This is a genomic window from Imperialibacter roseus (genome assembly GCF_032999765.1).
In the GTDB taxonomy this organism is placed as follows: Bacteria; Bacteroidota; Bacteroidia; order Cytophagales; family Cyclobacteriaceae; genus Imperialibacter; species Imperialibacter roseus.
On the sequence record NZ_CP136051.1, the window covers coordinates 261,516 to 285,680 of the forward strand.

Below are 24,165 nucleotides of genomic sequence, written 5' to 3' on the forward strand. Positions count from 1 at the left end.
TGCTGCCAACTTGCTTAACTATCTAGCGATGCATCATGGATTCTTTCCAAAAGATTATCAAGAAAGTAGTTAGCATAAGGGCTATAGTCCTTTGTCTCATAGAAGGCAAGCAGAGAGTTTCTATACTTTAGTATGTCTTCGTCTCTGGTTGAGAAAATAGGAATCAGATCAGCTTGCATTAGCACAATGCTTTCAATGAGGCGGGCCGTCCTTTTATTTCCATCAATAAAGGGCTGAATCCTGGCCAAATTACAATGAACGTAGATGGCCTTTTCTAAAGGATTAGGGGCCGTCACTAAAGAAAAGAAAACTTCGTTCAACCCTAGGCTGATTTCTTGCGGGCTTTTGGGTGGCAGGTAGCTGGTTCCCGTTATCTGAACCGGCCTGTTGCGCAAAGTCCCTTTTTGTGAATCATCCACCAGATCGGCAATAAGGCTGGAATGGAGAGAGAACACGCTGGCTTCATCAATCTTTCTTCTGTGCCCGGCGTGAATTTCTGCCACAATGGAGTTAAAGGTATTATGCAGGTTCTTCAGCATCCTGGCATCCTCGTAACGTTTGGGGGAAGTAACACCATCGAGCAGCAGCGATTCTGTTTCCACATAGGTGTAGGTATTACCTTCGATCTTACCGCTGTAATAAGACCAGGCGACAGCGAGCTTTCTGATGTCGTTGGAATTGAGTGAGGATAATTTTGCGTTGGCGTTACCCAAAACAAACTCACTTTTCAGCTTTTGCTCCTTGTTGAACATTTGGTCTTGTTTACTTTACTTTCACTCTGGGTGAATGCCCCATAAATGTGGTTCCTCTGTAAATATAGGGGTTTAAAAACCGCTCATAGCTACCTAAATATACAAAAAGCAATGCATTCAACCCGGTTTTCATTTATCAACAAAGCCACCCTAAGCAGCAACAGAGGCTGGAAGGGTCGGTGCATCTGCAGTGCAGCAAATGATAACAAAATGCTAGATGCCCAGCTCCCTACCTTTTGATTGGCCTTTGACCATCGTCTTTAGCCTCTCTTCAATTCTGAATTAGATGTGAGCAACATTGGTGCTTTAATTGAATATAACACAGCTGGTAGCGAATTTCCGGACAATTTATTTCTCTCTAAACTATCTGAAAGACATTTCATGGTACTTAATGGCGTTGATTGAATGACTTAAGTATTTGCTTTTATTAAAATATAAGATATATTTAGTATAGATTACGAAAAATATTCAGCTATGTGGAACAAAGACATTACCTTGAAAATTATTGTATTTGGCTTCTTATTTTCTATCGTTTTAGATGCCAAATCTCAGGAATCGACGAGAAAACTCTACGACGCCCTCTCTAAAAACACAACTCTAAATACCAAACAGCAAAACGCCCTTGCGAAAATCAAAACTAGACTCGGCTTCAATAGCTATGACCTAGTTAAGATGCGTCACATTGATATGTCCAAAAGGACGGAAAAAATGGAGTTTAGGCTTCCAGGCACCAATGAAGCAATTTTGTTCACTCCTGACAGGGTAGAATTTGGGGAAAGTGGCGAAATTATCTGGCACGGCCACAGCGAGGAAGGATTTAGCGAAATCAACTTGATTTTATATGATGGTGTTTATCGGGGGCAAATCTTCACCGATAGCCGAGTATTTGAGATTTACACATTGGATGAGAATATCCAGGCTATTGCAGAATTTGACCAGTCTACTCTTGAAGGAAAATTTTGTAGCACACTAGAAGCTGGGGAAGGTTCGCCCAGCAATGATAAACCCGAGTTACCGGGCGGTGGTTCAGAAGACGGAAGGATTGTATCCTGTAATTTACGAATACAATTGTTAGCATTGTATACCCCCGCTGCTCTTGCCGCTGATCCGTCAATCGTACAAACCATTATTTCCGCTATGAGCCAATATTCTAATGTAGTCTATTCAAGTGGAATGTCCTCACTTGCCATTCCCACCCTCAAAGCGAGCAATATCGTTCAATATAATGTTGTAGAAACGCCTCAAATAGACAACAATTTGATAAACCTTAGAAATGATGCTGCAATTGTAACACTACGGAATCAACGAAATGCGGATATCGTTGTACTATTTGTCAATGGTAACTATACAGGAGTTACAGGAATTTCTTACGAAGGTCCTGATGCTGCACAAGCTTATGCTGTGGTGGAAATCCCTGAAGCAACTACTGATTATGTATTTACTCACGAGATGGGACATCTCTTCGGGGCAAGGCATCAGAGGTGCGACATAGCCAATACAACTAATTGTGTCAACACTATCAGCGGCTATCGGCATGGATACAACTTTCAATATGGACTGTTTAACACCTACAAAAGACGGACTGTGATGCATGAATATTATGAAGGGTATACAAGAATTGGAAGATATTCAAATCCAGATATTCAATGGAATGGAAATGCCACTGGAACTTCAGCTCATGAAGACAATGCAAGACAAATTGATGAACAGGGCTTGACAGTAGCATCTTTTCGGCTTGGTCAGGACGTCGCATGCTATGTTGATGGCCCAACAAACATTTACAGTCCTGGCAACTACTCATGGGAGGCCGTGGTGAGTTGCGGGCAATCCCCCTATACCTACGAGTGGCGATATAGCACTAACGGGACTACTTTTGGTTCGGTATTGAGTACTTCTGCCATCTACACCAGGCCCGTGAATTATTCGGAAAACTTCTATTTACGCCTGAGGGTAGGCTCAAACGATGGCACGGAATCTATTAGTATACAAACAGTATATGCTAATGTAGGTGGATACTATAGAACATCAAGTGAAAGCTCCGGTACTAGAGATATTGAATTATTCCCAAATCCCGCTGGCGACTTTAGCGATTTAGTATTTAGCCTTAGTAAAGAGGCGGTTGTTGAAATAGTCTTGACAGACTTAAGTGGCAAGACGATCAAAAAAGTCGGAGATGGTTCTTATCTGTCCGGAAATCATAAAGTGAGGGTTAGCACAAGGGAATTAAATAACGGCATATATTTGTTGATATTCAATAACGGAGAATCACGACTCACAAGGAAACTGATTGTTTCAAAATAAATTTACAGCTATGAAAAATATTTCTATTTCTTTATTTGCTTTGACCTTGGTGGCATGTGGACAGAGCGACGACGCAATCTCACCCAATTCTTCTGGAGAAGTTGAGTATTATCTAAACGGTGTAAATCAGAAAACCGCTAATGTCTATTTCGAGTTGAACAGCTCCCCAGACTCCAAATTCTGCGACTTTGATAGTTACCTTTTTCGAATAGATAATTATGAACGTAAAGTCAACGATAATATTCCTACATATGAAAGTTTCTACTTTGATAAATTGACCCTTGACCCTGGTAAAAGAGTGCTTGGAATAGTCGGTTGCAATAAATCTCTAAACCCAGGAGTATCTTTTTTTTCAAAGTTTTCTGACGATCTTCTAGCTGCAACTTATGATATTAGTCAAGAAGAACTGGAGAATAATTGGATTGCCATCGATGAAATCGATGAGGACACTAAAACGGTTTCAGGACGGTTTAGTTTGAGCTTCATTATGAATTGGGGGCACGAAGAGAATGCTATTCCGGATACTATCCGAATCACGAATGGTAGTTTTAATTTGACTCTTGATTGATTTTCATTTATGAAAATGGATGAGAAATCAATGGAGAAAGAACGGCTAGATGTCCAGTTCTTGGCCTTTTGACTGGCCCGTAGCAAGCCTCTTTAGCCGTTCCTCTATTCTGGATTGGATGAGCCCGACAAAGTCCTGATTAACCTGGCTTGCCCTGGCATAGTCTGGCCAGCGGGAAACGACTTCTGCTACCTGATCGATGATCGCTTCCGGCCGCATGATCGAATTCTTCTTTCCTTCAGAAATCAGATCCTTTCTGGTAATGCCGGTTTTCTTTCCATTCACAGCCATGTTGCTATTTACCCAGGGATTTCCAGGATCATAACTATAGCAAACGTCATAGGCGGGTGCCGCTCTCCATTCTTTGTTCTGATCAAGCAGAAAACTGAAGTTTTTGGTGTGGTCGTCGCAGTTAACGCCGAGCACATTGAAAACCATTTGCCGATAGAGCTGCTCCCTGTCTGGGTAGGGTAGCTTCAGGTACCTGGCGGTTTCAAACAAATGAGCGTAGGTGTGGCTGCTCACATCTTCGTAGTCAAAATGACGAATTCCACACAAGGTGTGAATGTGCTGCTTGCTGCCATGCTGCCGATCAAACCGGGCAGTCATAAAGTGGCCACGTCCATTTTCCTCCATCAACCGGCAATCCTGCATCTTAACACCGGCATCTTTAGCCATTTGAGAATAAGCGTACTCGATGCGGCCAAAGCCGGCCGAATCCCCCAGGTGATTGGTGCCAGCGCCAACATCGAGCTTGATGAGCCAATGTTTAAATTCTGGGCCATGGTCCAGCTGGCCAGACCGTATTTCTCCGGTGGCCTGATTCCAGGCGATCACCGCTTTTGCCCTGGCTCCACCAGCTGAGGTGCCTATGCTCAGGATGTCTTGAAATCCTTCGGCTCTGTCTGGCTCCAGGTGGGTAGTAAGTTTACTGGCCTGCTTGACGCCGAAGGCGGCAAGCTGCTCCAGCTCATCGATAGAAATGCGAGAACGCTTTTCCTGTACCTCCCTGGCGGGGTGATATTCGATAGCACCCATGCCACGAACACCAATATAGGCCAGCCTGTCTAGGGGAGTAAGATCAGCAAAGCTGACATCCTTATTTTTGAAATACGAATTCATGAGCCCTTCACCGAACCGGTCTGGCAGGGAATCTGCAAAAACACCGGGAAGGCCCTTGAAGGAAGCAAAGGGAAGGCCGGGAAATGAATAGAATGTTGGACTAGCTTTCAAATGAATGGGGGATATTTCAACCCCCATCATCCTGAAATTATCTTCGTACCTAAACCTGGCTGAATTTGTGGTTTGATCCCAAACCAGGAAGCCCACATCCTGGCCCCATATTTTAACCTTTAGTGCCATGTTTAACCCGTTGTGGTTGTTTCTGTTCCATTTCGTAAATTAGCTTGGGATCAAGGCGAAGATCACGCTTTAGCACTTGCGAAAATGTCGTGAGCTCATCGACATAGCGAAGCAGGGTGATGAAGTTAAGCAGGGAGATATTCTTACCCCCTTCAAGCCTGGCCACAGTAGGCCTGCTGACTCCGGAATGCTGGGCTAGCTCGCCTTGCGTGAAGCCAGCTTGAATACGAGCTACCTTGAGGCGGTGGCCTAATTCCTGAAGGATATCGGTATCTGAGGCAAAAAGGTAATCCATGTGTATCATTTTTAATACATTACACGTAAATCTACCACATAATGTTTGATATTAGATACAAATTAACTTTCCTCTTTTTGGAGCAACCGAGCAATATCGTAGTTAACCAACAAGTATGGAAGAATCAAATAAAACCCCTCAAAATATAAACGCATTAGTTAGTGAAATAGGTGAAAGAATGGTCTTATTCAAGCTTTACTCGATCATTCACGATAACAGCGGATTGGAAATATTTAAGAACTATTCGGAGCCTGGGTACGACATTGGCATAAGAAATACTCATTTAAACAAAAAAGTCAAAATTGAAGTCAAAACAAGGCAACATTTGGTTACTACCACCGCTGAAAAGAGTAAGAATACTTGTCACTTTACATTAACAGAGAATGAATGGAATCATTCAAATTTTCTAATCGGCTACTGGATTGATTACAATGACTTTTTTATCGTGCCGACATCCGAATTGACCAAGACTAACAGCAACAATAAGTTTGTCTACAAATTGGTGTTTACTAGATTGAAAAAGGCACAAAGTAAGTTGATATACTCCGAACAGGTTATGCCTTATTTGAACGATTGGTCAACACTACTAAAATTTTTGGGAACACCGCCCGAACAAAAATAGCTGTTCGCAAGGTGTTGAAGCGGTCAAGCAGAGAAATATTTAGAAGCAGGTACAAACAGATAGTGAGAAAAAGAAGGACACTCAAATTACTCGCTGACATCTTCTGGCCACTCCTAAAAACTCCTCTTTATACCTTTCATTTATCATGTCATTAAACTTCTAATTACACAGTTTCTCAATGAGATCATATGCATCTCTGTGACCGAATTCTCCAGCCTTACTTAAATCAAGACAACCACCATTTTTATCACCTAGTTCTGTTTTAGCGTAGCCTCTATATAAATAGGCGTTGGAATTTGCCGGGTCTAGCTCAATTACTTTATTGAAGTCCTTGACTGCTCCGTCCGAGTCTTTAAGTGATGCTTTCATAACACCTCTATTAGTGTAAGCCTCTAAATTATTGGGCTCCAACTCTATTGCCTTACTGTAGTCTTGTATCGCTCCCCTGTAGTCTTGCAGTTTGCCTTTAACCTTACCTCTTTCCGTATATGCTTCTGCAACACCTTTGTCAAGCCCTATTGCCTTGGTGAAGTCCATTACTGCTCCTCTATAGTCTTCCAGCTGATGCTTAATAAGACCTCTATTGAAATAAGCAGCAAAATTTGGGATAGTTTCTATTGACTTGGTGTAGTCTAGTATTGCTCCTCTATAGTCTCCTAATTTGTATTTAGCTTGAGCGTTATTAAAATGCTCATTTGCTGTCTGAGAATGACAAAAAAAACTAAAACAAATTAATATGAGGGAGAGTATCAATTTCATGAATGTTAATTTGGTCATTTTTAGCTGATTATCATTTAGGTAAATATTATAATTCCAGTAACTTTTTTTTTCACTGACTGATAAGTGGTGACAAAAGAGACCTAATCGTTATTTTTGTTGTATGAGCAGTGAGAAAAAAAAGAAAGCCAAAAACTTCCACACAGCAGCTGAGGTATCTGGTGAAACCTTTACCAGGATTACCCAACACGTTACTCAATTGGTGTTAGCTGACCAGGCTAAATTGAAGGAGTTGAGAGCCTCTAAAAAGAAAAAATAAATTCGGGCTATGACCCTAATACCTCGGATCGGGAATAAATGGTACCTTGGCCGTGCGTTACACCTCGACAGCGAACACCCCAAATTCTTCTACCACATTGCCTTCCATCAGGTATACCCCTGGTCCCTTGAACGGATATGCCTTTATCGATGGGGGAAAATGTACGGTATCAAAGAAGTCTCCTGACAGATCGACAAAGTGGCCTAAAGCATAGCCTTCATTGGAAGCAACTGGCTAATTGAATTTAGAGACCTCTCGTCTTTTCTGCAATCCGTAATTCACAATAATGACTACGGGCATACATTTGCTGATCAGTATACTCTGGCGATTCGATTTCCCCTTCGTATTCTTCCGGAATCAGACTGTTGAACTCGGTCAATACGATTTGCATCTCATCCGAGAGTGCTTTTTCTTCATTTGCGTGGTCGTCAAGAGAGTCTTTAGTGGTGCGGTCAATGTCTATCGCTTTTTTAGTTTTCAAATAAAGCTTCCAGAAACGAAGCTGTTTTAGCCTTATTGCTGGAGGCTCAAGCGTTAGGTCATTCTCATTCGCCCGATTCTGACTAATTTCTTCATCAACCAACCGTTTGATCGTTAAAATTTCAGCCCGCTGTGTTAAAGGCGAATTAGAGTCTTGCGGCCGCTGGTAGTTGGTGATAATCCGCACCGCCCATGCTGTCACAGAAGCAAAAAACAAAGCGTCCATTGGCTAAGTTAGGGCTTGCTGAAAAAGTTGGGTTTCAAGTATGAGTAACCAGTCGGAATGAGTAATTCCGACTGATTTTCTGTTTAGAATGATAGTGTAGTAGTAGAATCAGTGCTGAAAAAGTCTGCACCAATTTTTGACAATAGGATGTTACCCTGGCCACTTTGACCAGGTTGGTAACAAACAATATCATGGCTATCCATGTCTGGGAGGTTGTTCTGAGCTTTGCTGCTACTCGGTTGAGTCCGTAAGCAAGCTTGGTCTGACCAAACCGAAAGTCGGCCCTGCTCTCCTCTATGGGGTTGCGCTCCCCCGCTGAAAAACATAGCTTTCTCTTTTGTTTTGGGGGTCTTCCCAGGGGTTTTTTGCCAATGGTTTGATGTTCAAGTTGGAAAGGTATTTTCTGTTCTCACGGTTACAGTATATCCGGTCTGCAAGCACCTCTTTAGGATAGTGACCCATCCTTGTTTTGTATCCTTCGATGTAGGCCATCAGGTGTGTCCCTTCATTGAAGGCATCCCAACTTAGCTCATCAAGAAAACAAAAGCCATTGATTAGTGATACGTTGATCTTAGATCCAAACTCCACATTATGGGCCGCTTTACCCCTTACAATAGGACGCACACGTGGCTGGTGTAAGCTCACGATCCGGTCTTCCACACTTCGTACATTGGAGCGGTACATATGTAGCTGCTGCTTGTAGAAGGTTTGGATGACCAATAGGTACTTGTATGTCTAGCCTTTAGCTCGGCCAATCTGGCCGGGCTACTATCGAGAAGCTGGTTGATACTTTTCAGGTTCCTGCGCAGGTACCTTAGCTGTTTGCCAATGGCCTTGTGTAGCTTTTCTTTTGCTTGATTTTCTTCTGAGCAAGGTGAAGGTATTCCTTTCTGGCTAGCTTCCTGTAAGTACGAGGTTTGCTCGAATCTAAGCTCGGATCATAAAGTGTATCGATGAGATGTTCGGTAAGCAGTCTGGCCTCTGACAATAAATTCAGGTCGGTCGGGTACCTGATAGCTTGAGGGCAGGCAGTGGCATCAAAGAGCACACGGCCTTTGTTGGTAGTGTGTCCTTTGTGCTCGGAAATAAGCCCTGAAAACCTCGCCAAAGCATCATTCATCATGCTGACACCTTCTAAACCCAGTCTAGTCTGATCTCAACAAAGAGAGAGGCGTCAAAGGGCGGCTTGCTACTAAACCCCGTGTAGCCTAAGAAATACTGCATGTAAATATTCTCCTTGATGTGTTCTATGGTTTCCCGATCACTGAAGTTGCACAGGTGTTTGATAATCATTGCCCCCAGTACGATCCGTCCGTTGAGTGGAGGTCGGCCTTGATCTGCATTCATCTTGCGGTTATAAACTGCAACTAGCTCACCCCAGGGGATACGTTCACTCATCCTCACCCAGCGGTTGTTGCGATCCATTTCCTTGATGAAACTCGTCTCAAAACCATCGATTGTTAGCTGGTTGGGGCTCTGGTAAGGCACACGAAGTGCACGGGTTTTTCGCAACATCGGTAAGTTCTTTTGCACTTATTGCAAAATATCAATCCCTAACCCCTTTTCCAACAGTATCTTAACTGTTTCTCAGCAGGCCCTAAGTTAGGTTTGTTGTTGCCTCAGGGTTCCAAAACGAAGTTCACCAGTGTAAACAGAATCCAACACAGCGTAAACCAGCCTTGACCCTTGCACTTGCCACAAACCTTCCGGGTCAAACCGCTTTCTCTGATCCGGTTACCATAGGTTCACTTTTATCCTATTTGTCATGGATTATTAGCTTATCATTCATCGGCACTTTCGGCGTTTTTTTTTCATCGTGAATAATTTTTTTTGTTCTTCACCCACCTCGCTCTATTGAGATCAAGTTTTTGCGGCATCATGGCCTTTTTTCATTTAGCATCCGCATTGGTCGCTATCAGTTCGGTGTTTGTTCAGTCCCTTATGAATAGGGACTTTATTGGTCAACCCTCCCACCCTTTCATTTTTGGCACAAACAAATTAAAATCTCCGGTAGGGATTTTTAGGACTTTTCTGTTTTCTAATTGAACACAAACAATAAAAACGATGAAAAGAACAATTTTAGTTGCTTTGATGGCTTTTGCAGTAGTACTAATTCAAAGCTGTGGAGAAGATGAAAACATTCCTACCGGTGCTCAGACAGGTTTTGAAATGAGAGCAGTGACCGGTACAACAGGGTCAACTAGCGGACGAGTGGCTAATACCGGATACACTTTTACTGAAGTATTTGCTGGAGTTACTGAAATCGAATTGGAAACGCTTGAGGACAACCTGGAAGAAGAAGAAAATGGTGAGGATGAAAACGAGGAGGTGGAATTTGAAGGGAATTTTGTCATAAACCTTCTTACTGGAACTAGCGAACCTGACTTTGGACTTTCCGAACTTCTGGCTGGTGTTTATCAGGAAGTAGAAGTTGAATTTGAGAACATTCTTGAAGGTGATAAAACCCTCATAGTGAATTTCAACTTCACTGCTGAAGGTGCCACTGAACCGACTTATGTTGAGTTCTCTACTTCTGAAGAGTTTGAGCTTGAAATTGAAAATGAAGCGGGATTCGTATTGGACGGAGGTACAGTGAACTCCATTCTAGTGACACTTGACCTTGAGGTACTTTTCGCATCCATTGATTTTAGTTCTTTGGTTGCTGACGAAGATGGTGTTATCAGAATCAATGAAAATTCTAATAGTGACCTTATGCATGAAATTGTAGAAAAACTGGAAGAAGCGCTAGAGGCTGAAGAAGAAGATGAGGACGACGAGGACGAAAATGATGAGGATTAATGCAGCTATATTAAAGAATTGGGCCCTTTTTGGGCCTTTTTTTTTGCTCATCGCTTAAAAGCTATGTGCAACTCGAACACTTAGATTGGGTGTAATACCAAGTGCTTTTTGATTTATCTGCGACAATTCCCCATCCTCCGTGATGCTTGTCAATGTTTTAATGGTATTGTCTTTATTCGTAATGTTCCAGATGGCAATGCCACAGTTACCACTCCAATTATCAGATAAGACGAATTTGTATTTAGCCGAAAAATCCATTCGGAAATAGTTATCAAGCGTCATTGCATTGGGAAAGTCAAAGACAATCTCATCATTGGTCTTGTCAATTCCTTGCGGTTCAGTAAAAGGCATACCACTTCGGTAATTCACGCCAGAGGAAAGCTCCAGATTGTTTAATTGGTAGGTCAATCCAACCGACAATGCATGGGAAATATCAAAGTTATTTCTAAACTCCGGGGGGACAAGATCAGAAAAAGTATAGTCGCTGTTTAGGTATGAATAAGTAACCCAGCTATCTAAATTTCCAAAACTCGGATTGACAAGTAGCTCTATCCCACGTGACACGTAGCTACCAAAAGTCCGCTCAAACTGGAACTGATTTAAGAATCCCTGACTTGCTGTTACAACACCATCTACACCCTTAATAAAACCCTCCAAAGAGACCAGCAAAGATTTCTTTTGATAGTTTACCCCAACAGAAGCCTGTCCACTCGTCAAAAGGGGAATATTCTCGCCATTAACAAGCACCCATTTACGATTCTCTACACCCAAAAAATCAGTCTGAAAATCCACTACTTGTACAGTCGTTTGACTTTTTGTTTCCGCTAAAACTTCTAAAGAAAAAGATCCTCCAAGTCTTGTTGACATTGCCAGTCGTGGCTCAATTCTGTACTGGTCAAGCTTATCAAAATAATTGGCTCGGATTCCGGCAGCTATAGTTGTGTGTGTTTGTAGCTGTGCATTACCTTCCATATATAAGCTGGAAGTTCGAAGTACTTCTTTGCTCAAAGAACGAAATGCGGGTAGATTGATGTCCCTGAAATTACGAATTCCAGTCTCCACTAGTTGAATCCCGACTGCTACATCCCATGTATCATTTAGAAAGTACGAGCCCTCTGCTCTTATCGTTTCTTCCAGTACTTCATTATCAAGGATATGTTCTTGTCCGGTAAGTACGTCAAAGTTTACAGACTCTTGCCTGTAGTCCATGATCGATGAATACAGTTTGGTTTTTAATCGATCGGACCACCGTTGATCATAGGAAAGGTAGCCTGCTATTGTACCCTGATCAAGATTGCTCACTTTAGATTCTACCCTATTACTTACCAAATCACTCTCCTCATAACTTATACCATTATCAAGACCCAGGACACCTCCCTTGATACCTGCTGTCGACGATAGTTTATAAGTCGCATTAAATGAAAAATCATAAAAGCTGAATTTTTCATCCGAGTTGATCACCTGAGAGCTGGGATCATTAATGACATCAGAAAATCGAAACGCCCGATCAAAGTATTGATCATAGGTAGGTGTGTTAAATATACCTCCAATCGATTGTCTCGATGCGATTAATAAATGTAGCTTATCTGTTGGTACTTCGAGAAGCAGATCACTATTGATCAGGTTACTGCCGGCATGTGCAGTGATTTCACTCGTACTTTTCTTTCTTGTTTCTACTTGTATAGTGCCAGATACCCCTTCACCAAGTCGCGCTGGTGTTCCATTTTTCATGAGGGTAGTTTTTCCAATAATATGAGGGTTGATTGCAGATATTAATCCAAAAAAATGACCCGTTTGGTAAAGTCTAAGCCCATCCCATAAAATCAGGTTTTGATCGTTTGATCCCCCTCTAATATTAATATCTGTGACTGTTTCATTCATACTTTGAATCCCCGGAAGATTTTGCAAAGTGAAGAAGATATCCGGCTCCGTCAAGCCCGGAAGTATGTTGGTGTTTTGAACGTCCACTACTGTTTTTCCATTGTCTCTCTTGTCAATTCCCCTGGTGATATAGTTCTTAATGATAACTTCCTCTAACCGTTCAGTGGATGGGGTGAGGTAAGATTTAATGCACTCTTCTGACGAGTTATCAAATCTTAATACCAAATCCTGATAACTTACATGACTAATCAGTACTTTGAGGGGTATTTCTGCATTTGCTAATTCGAAATACCCATTTTGATCTGACGTTGTGGAAGTGGATTGACTAAAAATGAGTGCGTCGGAAACTGAACTTCCATCGTCTTTATCCAATAGATATCCGCAAATTTTTACTATTGTTATTAGCCTTCTAATGGAAATAAAACTTTCATCAAGCTTAATGAAATCAATAGCAACTTGACTCTCCAAATGGTCAAGGGCTTGATCCAGGTCAAGGTCAGATCCAGGCAGCTGGACCTGGATACTATCAATGGTCTGATCCATGTAAGAAAAACGTACAGAGAATTGTTCTTCGAGTTGATCCAGTACATCACGCAGAGGTTTTTCACCAATACCCTGCGCATTTCCTTCCTCTAACAAGAAAAAAGGAAAAAATAGAATGAACCATATTTTTGGATAACTACTTCCCACCAGTTATTAGTACTTTCTCATCCTTTTGTCGATAGAGGTAACCGGAAGGCACAGTAACAGCGTCGAGCGCTACGTGAAGGTCATCGTTTGGAAAGCTACCTGTAAAGGTATCATTTAGATCAATGCCTTTTGTTTCAATAACAACCTCATATTGATTTTCTAGCTCTTCCAGCACGGCATAATATGGGGTTCTTAAAAAGGAACTTCTGCCATTGAGCCATTCGGATTCGCTGCCAGAAGCAACCTGAAATCTTTCTTCGTGGCCAGCAACTTCACGATAGCCATCACCTGCAATAAGTGTCAGGTTTTGTGTTGAAGTTTCCACTCCGACCTTTCCCTCGTAACATATTACTTCGTAATAATCGCCACGTTGTTTAACATTAAATGAAGTACCCAATACGCTTACGGTTCCATTTGAAGTAGCCACCTCAAACGTGGAACCCTTTTTTACTTGAAAAAATCCTTCTCCCTGGAGCATCACTTTACGGGAAGCAGCCCATTTTTCAGTTTCATAGGCCAACTCAGATCCTTTATTAAGGGTAACCAGTGAAGAATCAGGCAAATAATGAGCTTTCAACCCTTCAGATAGCATGATGGTTTGAGTATCTGATGAAGGTCGAAGAAGCAAAAACCCAATAACGGAGATAAGAATAACAGAGGCTGCAATCCCGACCCATCGTGGCTGCCAAGACACTTTAATAACTTTAGCTTGTTTGTTGTCTGCTGAATGAAAGCGCTTCAATTCCTCTTCAACAGAATAGTCCGGTGGCATGGCAACACTCAGGCCATTCCATATTTTTAGCAATTGGGCGAACTCATCAGTATCCCTGAGAAGCTTTTCTTCTGCTTCTGTAAGCTGACCTGCCAGCCATTTCCTTATGAGTTCTTCATTTTTCATAATCCTTCCCTTCAAAAAACCGCAATGTCCGCTATTTCCCTACCGCTCATAATTATTTATTTACAAAATGTTTCCAAGTTTCTCCCGCAAAGTGTTCATTGCTTTGTATAGTCTTTTTTCTACAGCCTTCTCTGAAATGCCTAACATTTCAGCAATTTCTTTCTGTTTCTTGCCTTCTATCCGCTTCAATAATAAGGTCACCCGTTGTTCCTCCGGAAGCTCCTGAAGGGCCCGATTCAACTTGTCCTCAAATTCAGATTCCTCCATTAAATACTGTGGGTTCTCCTTGCTACTCTCGTCTACTTTCAGATCGGGCTGATGCTTTAGTGCCGTATTTTTCTTTGACAAATTGTTTTTCATCAAATTATTGGCACATACGAAAAGAAATCCTCTCGCCTTTTCAATAGTTACTTTATTACAATTATCCCACAGCTTTCCAAAGGCCTCTTGAACAAGGTCCTTTGCTTCGTCTTCATCCTGATATTTGAAATGCAGGAAATTAAACAGGTCCTTGGCATTATCCACAAAGACCTGATTGAAAACCTTTTCTTTACATACGTTATCACTTTTTTCCATTTCTCGCTACTGAATTAGCATCAGTATGACATTGTGTTCAAACCAACACTTAAAGTCTCATAACCCAAAATTGAAAGTAAAAAAAAATAATTACTCTCAGCCGGTAGGGATTTTTTTAGGGTTTCTGTTTTTTGATTGAAATGAAGCATACACTATTCATATTGATAAAACACTTGATTTTAGGCATCAGCTTAATGGCTTTGACTAGTTGTCAAGTTGAAATTGAACCTGAACTTGAAATAGGTATGGATGGGATCATTTCAGATGATCCAGTAGCGCGGTCAATTGTAGCCGTTTCGACTAAAGATGGCTCTGGAGACAACATCATTGATCAATCAAGCTGTACAACGGTCGTATTCCCAATTAAAGGAATTTTCGAAGATGAAGAGCAGGTGTTCGAGACTTTCGACGAAGTGGATGCCCTTGGAGCAGGAATTTTAGAAGTAGAATGGTTATTTCCTCTCAATGTCATCCTATATGACCACTCAGAAATCACCTTGAATTCTGAAGAAGAGCTTGAAGCCATACAAGATAGCTGTATTGAGGGAGGAAGTGATGCAGACAATGAATGCATTGATTTCAACTATCCATTCACCATTCAGGTTTTTGACACTCGAACAGAGAGTATAGACTCTCGGGAAATAAATAGCGATCGAGCGGCATACACTACTTTTATATCACCTGATTTGATTACCACAATTGAGTATCCGATCAGCATGAATGATGTAACAGGAAATACCATAGAAGCTTTTAGCAATGAAGAATTAGCCAGTATAATATCTAATGCTGATAATTTATGCGATGAACAGGATGTTATTGAATTTGAAGAAATTTTTGAAGAAGAGCTAAGATTAATTTTCTCCTCAGCAAACTGGCGAGTAAGTTTTTATGAAGAATATGGTAGTCAAAACACTTCGCTTTTCTCTGGCTATACGATTCAGTTCAATGAAGACCTGACTATGCAAACTCAAGGTGTAGAGGCCGTAGAGGGTGAATGGGAAATTGAGTTATTGGACACAGGAGAGGCTATCTCAATGGAATTCGATACTGAAGATCAGCCGCTCGTCCTGTTAAATGAGATCTGGATAATAATAGATTATAATCAAACACAAATCACACTGGAATACCAAGACATTGAAGAAGGCATGAAACGACTTCAGCTTTCATCAATTTAAATTTTAAGCAAAAAGTACAATTAAAATAAAACAAACAATGAAACAAACAATGAAACAATTAATGAAGTATGCAGCAGTGATGATGCTTGCAGTTACACTTGCATCCTGCGGTGGTGATGATGATAATGTTTCATCTAACCCTACTATTAGCATGAGCTTTAAAGGCAACAGCTCGTCAATCAACGTGCCTGAAGGAAGAGTTATGGCAAATGCCTTACAATTCACTTCCGGAACTATCAGACTAAGACAGATTCAATTCCAAGCTGAGACTGAAGCAGGAGATTCTATCGAAGTGGATCTTGAGCAGATTGTAGATATTGATTTTGCAACTGGCACAACGACTCCTGATCTTAGCAATCTGGTTTTTCCAGTTGGTATTTACACTGAAATTGAGGTAGAATTAGAATTGCAAGACGAGGACAATAACCCTTCAGTAGTAATTGAAGGTACGTTCACGGACGCAGACGATAAGGCGCACCCAATTCGCTTTGAATTCAATTCGGGAGAAACCTTTGAAGTAGAGAAAGAAGGAAGAATAGTTTTTGGAGAAGGGGCCAATGTTTTAGCTGAGGTAACTTTTGATCCGGGAGTTTGGTTTGCCGGAGTAACCACAGAAGAGCTGTCGATGGCAACTAAGAACAATGCTGGGGTAATTGTAATCAGCGAAACAAGCAATGAAGAGATTTTTGATATTGTAGCTGATGGCCTTGACTTAGCCACTGAAATAGAAATTAGATTATAAGTTAAGTTGATTTTGGTTCAAAAGTCTGGGTGAAAACTCAGGCTTTTTTTCATGCTGTTTTTTCTACGGAATTTTTGAAGCAGAGTGTTTAAGAAACTTTTTTACCCAAAGACCAGCATTTCATTCAATTATCTTTTACTGTCATCCGGGGAAAACGCTAATGAATTTGGTGAAGGTTAAAAAAGTACAATAGCGAGGTAGTTAAACCCCGCTAAAGTCATGATGTTTGGTGCGACTAAACAACCTACATCATGGATAAAAATACAAATTTAAGTGGTCAGCCCATACTTTGCCAGCTACTTTCCTTCTTACCTCGGGAAATTGTGGACTCCAGCGTAGCAGAGCACCAAAGTGATCGTTACTACAAAACACTGACCACTTACAGGCAATTGGTTTTCATGCTTTATGGAGTAGTAACCAAATGCTATTCACTCAACAGCCTTTGTAAGAATTTGCTATTTCTGGAAGATAAGCTGACCTATTTGGGTATTGACAGACTTCCGGCAGTGAGTACACTGAGCGATGCGAATATCAATCGTTGTAGTGATGTTTTTGCTACCATCTATCAACGCTTGTACCACTACTACCAAGACAGGTTGAAGCCAGTTCACTGTGGCTTGCTTTTAGATGAGATAGATGTAGAAAAAGTAGCCATTTTTGACTCCTCCACCATCACTTTGTTTGTAGATGTGTTTAAGGGAGCAGGCCGTAATTCACTCACAGGCAGAAAGAAGGGAGGGCTAAAGATTCATACCAAGCTGCCCTTGGGTGGCTTTGTTCCCGATCTGGTTCACATCAGTGAAGCTGCTTGCAACGATAGATCCTTTCTCGGACAGCTTGAAGTAGAGAAGGGAGGGATTTATGTATTTGATAAGGGCTATGTTAACTATCAAAAATGGGCTGCCTGGACACAGATGGGAGCCTTCTTTATAACCAGGCTAAATGAAAATGCCAATTATCATGTTTTAACCGGACAGCATAATCACATCATTGATTATGCAGACGGAGGAGTTACTAGCGACCAGCTAGTCTTGCTCAATCCAACTGGGAAGGCAGTAAAAGCACGATTGATTGTGTATAAAGATTCAGAAAGTGGTCATATCCTCAAATTTCTCTCTAACATGTTTGACTATCAGGCCGACACAATCATACTCCTCAATAAATATCGGTGGAATATCGAAGTGGTCTTCAAACGGCTAAAACAGAATTTTGAGTTGAGTTATTTTTTCTCGGACAGCACAGAGGGGATTAAAACTCAGATATGGATTGCATTGATAGCCAACCTACTGTTCTCGGTCATTCATAAACAGTGCAAAGAAGCTGAAGTGTTTGTCACTTTAGTAAGTCTTGCTGTCAACAACATGGGCTCCTATATATCTCTGGTGAAAATTGTGAACGCTGGTAGGCTAACCGAGTCGGAGCGTGACCTCAAAATAATATGACTCCATTTATTTAACATCAAACAGGGGGGTGGTTCTCAATTCACAGGAAAATCACCTTAATTTCAACAAACACAGCAATTATCTCCTAAATTAAAATTTAGTCGGATGACAGTAAAACGGAACCATACTTTTTCAGAAATCTTTCCTTTGATACAACCCTACCAACACCAAGATAAAATTCTTCTCCAATTCCGAAATAAAGTAACTTTTTATTTCCAATGTCTAAAAACATGGGACTCTTACTTTGTCGCCATTTGTTGGTTCGAAGTACTGTAGGCAAATCAATTACAACTTTCTCCGAACCTAGTTCTTCGATGTCCACGAGCAATCCATGGGTTTCCATCAGCCATATCATTCGACTCCCAAAGAATTTCTCAAACAAATTTATTTTTTGATTCAGCATTACCGAGCTTAGTCTTATTACTAGACCAGACTTAGTTTTAACGTCCGTCAAATGGATGCCCTCTGAGGAACGTATCGGTATATCAACTAATGAGGGTGGAAATGATTTTTTCCAGGTTGCTGACCAGACAGATTTGACTTGAGCCCAAGGGAATCATGTATTTCATCCAACGTGATCGAGGTACCCAAACTCCAAAGTGGCTAGAGAACATAGTGCGAGAGACGTAAAGAGAAAAATGCAAAGGAGCGTAGATAGGTTTGTTTGTTATGCTTTTCCTATTGGAGGCTGCTTGCCAGCTGCAGAAGTCTTTACTTCTTTTTTCTTTATCGCTTCAGCTCGCTGCGTCAACGCAGCGTTGTAGTCGGGCCATCGCTGGTAGTTGGTAATAATCCGCACCGCCCAGGTTGATGTGTTTTTGATGGTAGGGGTTGTTTTCACACCTCAATTTATTTAATCCAACCAAATAATTAAAGCATTGATTGTCACGATGTTCACTTCTCCATGGTAATGTGGGTTTGTTTTACTCACCTCAAATCTCCAAAACCATATCTCTTCGAAAGGCCGTATGTTCGTTGGCCACCGTATAGCCAAGCTGGTTGGTGTAAAATGTTGTCTTCCCTATTGTCAATGGCTCCTGGTTGTGGTGAGTGTGGCCGTGAATCCAGTGATCGACTTTGTGTTTCTCAGTCAACCATAGCAAGTCTACATGGAAGGCCTCGTTCAAAGACATTGAGTCAGGATAGTCACAATAGTCCGGAGGGTAGGGGGCATGGTGACTGACTACGACCGTTTGGCCGTCAAATAGCTTGGCCAATTCCGTTTCGAGAAATGCCAGGCACAGGGCATGACATTCATTGTACTCATGAGTAGAGAACCTTTCTCCTTGATATTTACAAACATGAAAATCATTCAACTTGTAATCAATGAATTTGTGATTTGTAATTTGAGTGAACAAGGTGCTAAACAGGAGCCGAACCTTGCCGATCACAACGACTTGATTGTTCAGATAAAAAACTTTATCCCGAGCAGCCATATTTAGCGAGGGGAATAGGCCATCAATATCGAAGCTATAATTATAAAATTCGTGGTTACCTGGAACGATGTAGACTTTGTCGAATTGACTTGACAACAAGTCAAAGAACGGTGAACTGAGGTGCAGATCGGATAGATAGGTGATATCTCCGGCTAAAATCAAAATCTCAGCTGATGGGATAATTGGGTTCTTGTATATCCAGGCTGCATTGGCTGGCATTTCCAGGTGTAAATCTGAGGCGTATTGGATTTTCAATGATGATGGTTTGGAGTAGCTGAAAGTAGTTAAATTTCTGGACGAGGGACTAAGAATAATCCTGTTATTTTAGTTAACATAAAATTACGTCTCTAACACGCATTACCCAAAGTGCAATTTTCTGCATTCTGAGTTTCAGTAAAAACTCCCTGTTTTGGGCGCCATTATTTCTTGCCAAAAGACGGGTCGGCCGTTAACACAACATAGGCCTCCGGACCATAGGTGCGCAGGTGAAAATGGGCCTCGTCGGAAAGGTCTAATTTTTCGAGCTGCTCGGAAAGCCTGCTCTGACTTCTAATGTATTCTACTTCAAATTGCGGCGTCTGTTTCAACCTCCTTTGATCGGCTAACTGAAAAGCAATCTTTTTCATGGCCAGGTCCAGGAACAAGTGAGCGTACTGTTCGTTTTTCAGGAATTCTTTGAATTCGGTTTCTTCCATAAATTGACAGATTGGGTAGTGATAGTTTAGATTTCTAGGAGTATAAGAGCGTGATTATGTTATCGTAACTATTTCGCAACGTCAAGGTCGAGATCAGTCACCTGGTCTTGTGCTTGCTCAAAATTGCTTAGCATCTCGTAGTGATTGGCTAGCTTATGTGATATAGCCTTCGTAAGCGAGCTAAATATGCAAGCCTGGCTATATTGCCGACCTTCCCGAAAGGTGGTTATCATCGTGTTCAGCGTCTTAAGCGATTCTTCATATTGATTAACGAGCTCCAGGTGATCTTCTTCATCCAACGAACTTATTGTGTTCAAATGGGCCTCATCCAGCGATTCATAGAAGCCGAATAATTCACTTTCAGTTAACAGCCGGCGAATGGAAAGTAGGGCTTTAGGTTTGACTGACATATCGGTTAAAATTCGTTTTTGCTTATTCTTTTCAAAAGGTCTTCTTTGATGTCTCCCTGGTGTTCTTGCTTCCACTGAATCAGAACATTGTGGATCACGGTCGAAATAGGCAAGTCGTAATTAGCTGCAACGCTTTTGAAAAATGAGTGCAGCGACTCAGTAATATTCACCGTGCGCTTCCGTTCATCTTTTTCCTCGAACTCCCTCAGGAAGGCTTTAAAGTCCTGTTTCGTGATGTCCATATCTCCACCTTTTTGAAGGGCCTATTATAAACAATTTATTTTATAACGTGACTATAGTCTGTAGACTATAGTCAGAGCTCGGCTTAGTTTTCATCATGAATGAGAACCAAGTGGCTTTGATTTTTGGAAAAAGACTTAAAGAATTAAGACTTGAAAAATCATTGTCTCAGGAAAAACTCGCACATCATGCTGGATTACATCGTACTTATATCTCTTTGTTGGAGAAGGGTAAAAGACAGCCTTCATTGTCCTCTGCAATTAATTTGGCTGATGCTCTTGAGATTAAACTGTCATATTTGCTGACACCATTTTTGAATTGAAATTGGGCTGATAGCGTTCGCATACCAACCCTTTCTTCCAATCCTTAGGAGATAGGTTTGATACATTCCCTGGCTGGCCCAGTCGATAAGATGTTAAGGGAATATGCGTAAATTAGAAAGTGGTGTTTTTACTTGGGAACTAAATTCCCGTCGTTCATATAGTTTCCCCTTTTTATTCCATTCTCAATTTTGCATATTCGGCACCTGTGCTAATCGCATTAATTAGATTTACAGCAGTTCTTGAGGTAGCACCGGAGTATTTTGTTGTTGAGGACTCGAAAAAACTGGTGTGATTGAAATAGAAACTTTTTCGTTGATCTGCATTGTGTTAATGGGGAGATGCTGATTTACCCACACCCAGTAAAGACCTTTAAGGCAGATAGAAGCCAAGGATTTTGCGGCCTATTCCGACACCGATAATTTAAAAATCTTGGCGATGAAACCCGAGAGCAAAGGGTTAAAAAAAAGTGCAGTTAGGAGAAACTAACCTTCCGGTCAGGTGTTGACCGTGGCAAGTCTGGCTACTTCTGCCACGAAAGATATGTTGCACAGGTACTTGACCTGGTGATGAAAAATGGCTGCGGCTATTTATATCAATTTCTTTACTTTCTTTTAGGTTTCGGTTGAGCCTAAAAGTGCTAAATAGAGGCCAAAGCAAAGACTAATTTGATAGAACGAAGCTTTTTGAGAGAGAATTGGTGCCGGAGAAGACATCCAATACCTCATTGTGAATCAAAACTTATAACTATAGCCCACTCTCACCACCTGGGTTTCGTAGTAGTCGGTAGCCAGGTACTTAAACCCATCGCCCTGAATTTCCCGCTTTACTCTCATGGTGTTGAGCAAGTCAGTGGCGTTGGCATAAAGCTCACCTCTTCCTTTCTGCATTGATTTCTTTACACCCAGATCCAGCGAAAAGCGGGTGCCAATGGTTCCCTGGGGGATGATGTCAGGGGCCAGGTAAGTGCCGCTTAGCTGAATATCCACTTGCTTTGCCAGGTGAAAGACGCTATTGAGCTTTACGTTTCCTGAAAGGATTTCCTGCCGGGCAGCTGTGAACATGTTCACTTCGGGATAAAGGTTGGTTACCGTAAAGGCCTCGATGATGTTCTGGTAGCCATTCACACTAAAGTTGATGGTGGCCCATTTGTCCAGGTTTTGAGAAAGCAGCACTTCAAAACCCGTATTGTAGCTTTTGCCGGCATTTTGAAAGATGTTGTAGATAAGTACGCTGCCAGGCAGAATGCTTCCGATGCGGGTGATGGTGGCGTCCATTTGCTTATGGTAAACGGATGAGTACAAATAGCCCGTGTTCCAGCTGCCCTTATGGCCCAGCTCATAGTTGGTAGTAAACTGTGGCCGAAGCCCCGGGTTACCCACTTTGATGATCTCTGCATCGTCATACTTGGGAAAGATCCTGATGTCGACCTCGTTGGGCCTGTCAACACGGCGGTTGTAAAAGACCGACAGTTTGTTGTTGTCGTTAAGCTTGTAGGCCAGGCGCACGTTAGGAAAGGGCTGAGTATAGTTGTACCCGCTGGTTTTGTATGTGGGGTGATCCGGGTTTACCTTGTAGTCAATCTTCACATACTCCATCCGCACACCCGCTTCCACTTCATACTTTTCGTTTTCGAAGACGTAGTTACCATACACGGCTGGAATTAGCTCCCCGTAATTGGCCCAGCCACCTGCTGCCGAGTCGATTGGGGAGTTGAGTCCCGGAAAGAACTGCATGTTGGTTGGGATCGCCCGTCTGCGAAACTTAAGACCTGTTTCAAAGCGGCCGTATTGCAATGGCTGCGTGTAGTCGAGGTTGAAATCGGCCACATGTTCGTCGGAGATGAGCTTGAAGGCATCCCTTCCAGTTGACTCCGGCAGAATATTGTCGAAGAAGTACTGCTCATTTTCCCGGTGGTAGGTGTAGTTGAAACCAATATTGAGCAAGCGGCCTGGCTGTTTGTACTTGTGCTGGTAGGCAGCAGTAGCCATCACGGTTGTTTTTAGCTCATCCTCCAGAAATTGCCACAGCCTGTAACGGTTGCTGAGGTCTCCTTCGAAAAAGGGCTCATCGCCACGATCCAGTATTTTTTCGCTGCTGAAAAAGCCAGAGACAGTGAGGCTGTTGGCATCGTCGATACTCCAGTCCATGCCGGTTTTGCCTGAAAAGAGGTTGGTGTCCCTGTTACGCTTTGTTTGGTTGTAGATCACCGTGCCATCGTCATAGGTCCTGGTGACAAACTCATTTTTATTGAGCGTATGGGTATAGAGGTTATCGGCTTGCAAAAAGGTATTGACCTTATTTTTCTTGTAGTTAAGAGATAGTGACGGATTGATTTTGGGTGTTGCCTGGTATTGAGGGCGAATGGTGGGCAGGTTTTCGTTTTTCACCCAAAGTGCCCCCAGGCCTGATGAAAGGCCGACTTTTCCATTGAAGCCTTCCTGCTTGTCTTTTTTGTAAATGATGTTGATGATGCCTGCGTTGCCGTTGGCGTCGTACTTCGAGGAGGGATTGTTGATGATTTCAATTTTCTCGATGGCCGATGCCGGCAGGTTATCCAGTCCCGATTGAGAGCCAAAGCCTGTCAGGGCAGTTTGCTTGCCATCGATGAGCACTGCCACCCGATCATTGCCCCGCAAGAGCACCTTACCATCTTGTACAGTCACTCCGGGTAGGTTTTGCATGGCCTGGAGCACCGAGCCACCCGCCTGGCTAACGTTGTCGGCCACGGCGAAGGTCTTTTTGTCGAGCGATTCACTTACCGCATCTTGCTGACCGGTGACAACCACTTCGCTTAACGTTTCTATGTCCTCCTCCAAGGTGATGGGCGCTACCTCTAAAAACCTGCTCAGGCTACCTACAAAGAGCGGTTGCTTTACAGGCTTGTAACCAACATAAGAGGCTTCCAGTACATACTTTCCTGGTTTCACTCCCGTGAGCACAAATAACCCTTCGTCATTGGTGATGGTGCCTGACACAAACGCACTATCTGCCTCAGTTTTCAACACGACGCTAACATAAGCCAGTGCCGATTGTGACTTGTCGTCTTTTATCGATCCTGATATTGTGATGGCGCTGTTTTGGGCTGACAGCAATATTGGAACAAAGAATGAAATACTAAGGAAAAGGCTTTTTATGTGCTTCATTTTACTACAGGGCGTTTTTTATTAATTGTTTTCATCAAGATGCCAGAAGTTTCCGCTGGTCTTTGAGTCAAAG

At 42.1% G+C, this 24,165-nt stretch carries 26 protein-coding genes; 8 read left to right on the forward strand and 18 right to left on the reverse strand.

The genetic code is table 11. The features are described from left to right. Window positions 1-14 precede the first annotated feature (14 nt). Window positions 15-752, reverse strand: coding sequence for a Fic family protein (locus RT717_RS01010; RefSeq protein WP_317489885.1), 738 nt, complete (start codon window positions 750-752; stop codon window positions 15-17). 474 nt (window positions 753-1,226) lie between these two features. Here RT717_RS01010 and RT717_RS01015 point away from each other — a divergent pair, with 474 nt between their 5' ends. Both RT717_RS01015 and RT717_RS01020 read left to right on the forward strand, forming a co-directional pair. Further along, window positions 1,227-3,053, forward strand: a complete 1,827-nt coding sequence (locus tag RT717_RS01015) for a M12 family metallo-peptidase (protein ID WP_317489886.1) — start codon at window positions 1,227-1,229, stop codon at window positions 3,051-3,053. A 10-nt stretch (window positions 3,054-3,063) separates the two neighbouring features. Beyond that, window positions 3,064-3,621 carry a hypothetical protein gene (locus RT717_RS01020; protein WP_317489887.1) on the forward strand — a complete coding sequence of 186 codons (558 nt, stop codon included), beginning with the start codon at window positions 3,064-3,066 and terminating at the stop codon, window positions 3,619-3,621. 45 nt (window positions 3,622-3,666) lie between these two features. On the opposite strand, the gene RT717_RS01025 is transcribed toward RT717_RS01020, so the two are convergent. Beyond that, the gene (locus tag RT717_RS01025) at window positions 3,667-4,983 is read right to left on the reverse strand and encodes a type II toxin-antitoxin system HipA family toxin (protein ID WP_317489888.1); all 1,317 of its coding nucleotides are present in this window, start codon (window positions 4,981-4,983) and stop codon (window positions 3,667-3,669) included. Then, the gene (locus tag RT717_RS01030) at window positions 4,967-5,278 is read right to left on the reverse strand and encodes a helix-turn-helix transcriptional regulator (RefSeq protein ID WP_317489889.1); all 312 of its coding nucleotides are present in this window, start codon (window positions 5,276-5,278) and stop codon (window positions 4,967-4,969) included. Before RT717_RS01030 ends, RT717_RS01025 begins: the two co-directional genes overlap by 17 nt. Window positions 5,279-5,393: 115 nt before the next feature. Here RT717_RS01030 and RT717_RS01035 point away from each other — a divergent pair, with 115 nt between their 5' ends. Continuing rightward, a complete protein-coding gene (locus RT717_RS01035; RefSeq protein WP_317489890.1) occupies window positions 5,394-5,900 on the forward strand; it encodes a hypothetical protein in 507 nt (168 codons plus the stop codon). Window positions 5,901-6,059: 159 nt separating this feature from the next. Here RT717_RS01035 and RT717_RS01040 read toward each other — a convergent pair whose 3' ends face one another. The 6 genes from RT717_RS01040 to RT717_RS01060 all read right to left on the reverse strand — a co-directional run bounded on the left by RT717_RS01040 (window position 6,060) and on the right by RT717_RS01060 (window position 9,157). Next, window positions 6,060-6,659, reverse strand: coding sequence for a tetratricopeptide repeat protein (locus tag RT717_RS01040; protein ID WP_317489891.1), 600 nt, complete (start codon window positions 6,657-6,659; stop codon window positions 6,060-6,062). 521 nt (window positions 6,660-7,180) lie between these two features. Next, window positions 7,181-7,642, reverse strand: a complete 462-nt coding sequence (locus RT717_RS01045; RefSeq protein WP_317489892.1) for a hypothetical protein — start codon at window positions 7,640-7,642, stop codon at window positions 7,181-7,183. A gap of 34 nt (window positions 7,643-7,676) precedes the next feature. After that, window positions 7,677-8,042 (reverse strand): transposase, encoded by a 366-nt coding sequence (locus RT717_RS28470; RefSeq protein ID WP_394854148.1) that lies wholly within the window; start codon window positions 8,040-8,042, stop codon window positions 7,677-7,679. After that, a complete protein-coding gene (locus RT717_RS01050; protein ID WP_317489893.1) occupies window positions 7,937-8,362 on the reverse strand; it encodes a hypothetical protein in 426 nt (141 codons plus the stop codon). Before RT717_RS01050 ends, RT717_RS28470 begins: the two co-directional genes overlap by 106 nt. Window positions 8,363-8,456: 94 nt before the next feature. Beyond that, window positions 8,457-8,765, reverse strand: a complete 309-nt coding sequence (locus RT717_RS01055) for a hypothetical protein (protein WP_317489894.1) — start codon at window positions 8,763-8,765, stop codon at window positions 8,457-8,459. Between the two features lie 11 nt (window positions 8,766-8,776). Continuing rightward, window positions 8,777-9,157: a transposase gene (locus RT717_RS01060; RefSeq protein ID WP_317489895.1), complete on the reverse strand. Its 381-nt coding sequence runs from the start codon at window positions 9,155-9,157 to the stop codon at window positions 8,777-8,779. A 549-nt stretch (window positions 9,158-9,706) separates the two neighbouring features. On the opposite strand from RT717_RS01060, the gene RT717_RS01065 reads away from it, so the two are divergent. After that, the gene (locus tag RT717_RS01065; protein ID WP_317489896.1) at window positions 9,707-10,441 is read left to right on the forward strand and encodes a hypothetical protein; all 735 of its coding nucleotides are present in this window, start codon (window positions 9,707-9,709) and stop codon (window positions 10,439-10,441) included. 54 nt (window positions 10,442-10,495) lie between these two features. On the opposite strand, the gene RT717_RS01070 is transcribed toward RT717_RS01065, so the two are convergent. The 3 genes from RT717_RS01070 to RT717_RS01080 are packed head-to-tail and all read right to left on the reverse strand — an operon-like array spanning window position 10,496 to window position 14,486. Continuing rightward, window positions 10,496-13,012, reverse strand: a complete 2,517-nt coding sequence (locus RT717_RS01070; RefSeq protein WP_317489897.1) for a TonB-dependent receptor — start codon at window positions 13,010-13,012, stop codon at window positions 10,496-10,498. Further along, entirely contained in the window at window positions 13,002-13,910 is a 909-nt protein-coding gene (locus RT717_RS01075) for a FecR family protein (protein ID WP_317489898.1), read from the reverse strand. Before RT717_RS01075 ends, RT717_RS01070 begins: the two co-directional genes overlap by 11 nt. Before the next feature lie 60 nt (window positions 13,911-13,970). Continuing rightward, window positions 13,971-14,486, reverse strand: coding sequence for an RNA polymerase sigma factor (locus tag RT717_RS01080; RefSeq protein WP_317489899.1), 516 nt, complete (start codon window positions 14,484-14,486; stop codon window positions 13,971-13,973). A 161-nt stretch (window positions 14,487-14,647) separates the two neighbouring features. Here RT717_RS01080 and RT717_RS01085 point away from each other — a divergent pair, with 161 nt between their 5' ends. The 3 genes from RT717_RS01085 (at window position 14,648) to RT717_RS01095 (ending at window position 17,845) form a co-directional block, all read left to right on the forward strand. After that, on the forward strand, window positions 14,648-15,661 hold the full coding sequence (locus tag RT717_RS01085; RefSeq protein ID WP_317489900.1) for a hypothetical protein: 1,014 nt from the start codon (window positions 14,648-14,650) through the stop codon (window positions 15,659-15,661). 37 nt (window positions 15,662-15,698) lie between these two features. Next, window positions 15,699-16,403: a DcrB/PsbP domain-containing protein gene (locus tag RT717_RS01090; protein ID WP_317489901.1), complete on the forward strand. Its 705-nt coding sequence runs from the start codon at window positions 15,699-15,701 to the stop codon at window positions 16,401-16,403. A 251-nt stretch (window positions 16,404-16,654) separates the two neighbouring features. Beyond that, window positions 16,655-17,845, forward strand: a complete 1,191-nt coding sequence (locus RT717_RS01095) for an IS4 family transposase (protein ID WP_317489902.1) — start codon at window positions 16,655-16,657, stop codon at window positions 17,843-17,845. 667 nt (window positions 17,846-18,512) lie between these two features. Here the strand turns inward: RT717_RS01095 and RT717_RS01100 are convergent. The 5 genes from RT717_RS01100 to RT717_RS01120 all read right to left on the reverse strand — a co-directional run bounded on the left by RT717_RS01100 (window position 18,513) and on the right by RT717_RS01120 (window position 20,628). After that, window positions 18,513-18,686, reverse strand: coding sequence for a hypothetical protein (locus tag RT717_RS01100; protein WP_317489903.1), 174 nt, complete (start codon window positions 18,684-18,686; stop codon window positions 18,513-18,515). Between the two features lie 91 nt (window positions 18,687-18,777). Further along, the gene (locus RT717_RS01105) at window positions 18,778-19,536 is read right to left on the reverse strand and encodes a metallophosphoesterase (protein WP_317489904.1); all 759 of its coding nucleotides are present in this window, start codon (window positions 19,534-19,536) and stop codon (window positions 18,778-18,780) included. Window positions 19,537-19,700: 164 nt separating this feature from the next. Continuing rightward, window positions 19,701-19,976 carry a hypothetical protein gene (locus tag RT717_RS01110; protein WP_317489905.1) on the reverse strand — a complete coding sequence of 92 codons (276 nt, stop codon included), beginning with the start codon at window positions 19,974-19,976 and terminating at the stop codon, window positions 19,701-19,703. Between the two features lie 68 nt (window positions 19,977-20,044). Then, window positions 20,045-20,386, reverse strand: coding sequence for a hypothetical protein (locus RT717_RS01115; RefSeq protein WP_317489906.1), 342 nt, complete (start codon window positions 20,384-20,386; stop codon window positions 20,045-20,047). A gap of 5 nt (window positions 20,387-20,391) precedes the next feature. Beyond that, window positions 20,392-20,628 (reverse strand): hypothetical protein, encoded by a 237-nt coding sequence (locus tag RT717_RS01120; protein ID WP_317489907.1) that lies wholly within the window; start codon window positions 20,626-20,628, stop codon window positions 20,392-20,394. Between the two features lie 95 nt (window positions 20,629-20,723). Between RT717_RS01120 and RT717_RS01125 the strand changes: the two genes are divergently transcribed. Continuing rightward, window positions 20,724-20,948, forward strand: coding sequence for a helix-turn-helix domain-containing protein (locus RT717_RS01125; protein ID WP_317489908.1), 225 nt, complete (start codon window positions 20,724-20,726; stop codon window positions 20,946-20,948). Window positions 20,949-21,680: 732 nt separating this feature from the next. On the opposite strand, the gene RT717_RS01130 is transcribed toward RT717_RS01125, so the two are convergent. Continuing rightward, window positions 21,681-24,092, reverse strand: coding sequence for a TonB-dependent receptor domain-containing protein (locus RT717_RS01130; RefSeq protein ID WP_317489909.1), 2,412 nt, complete (start codon window positions 24,090-24,092; stop codon window positions 21,681-21,683). Window positions 24,093-24,165 lie beyond the last annotated feature (73 nt).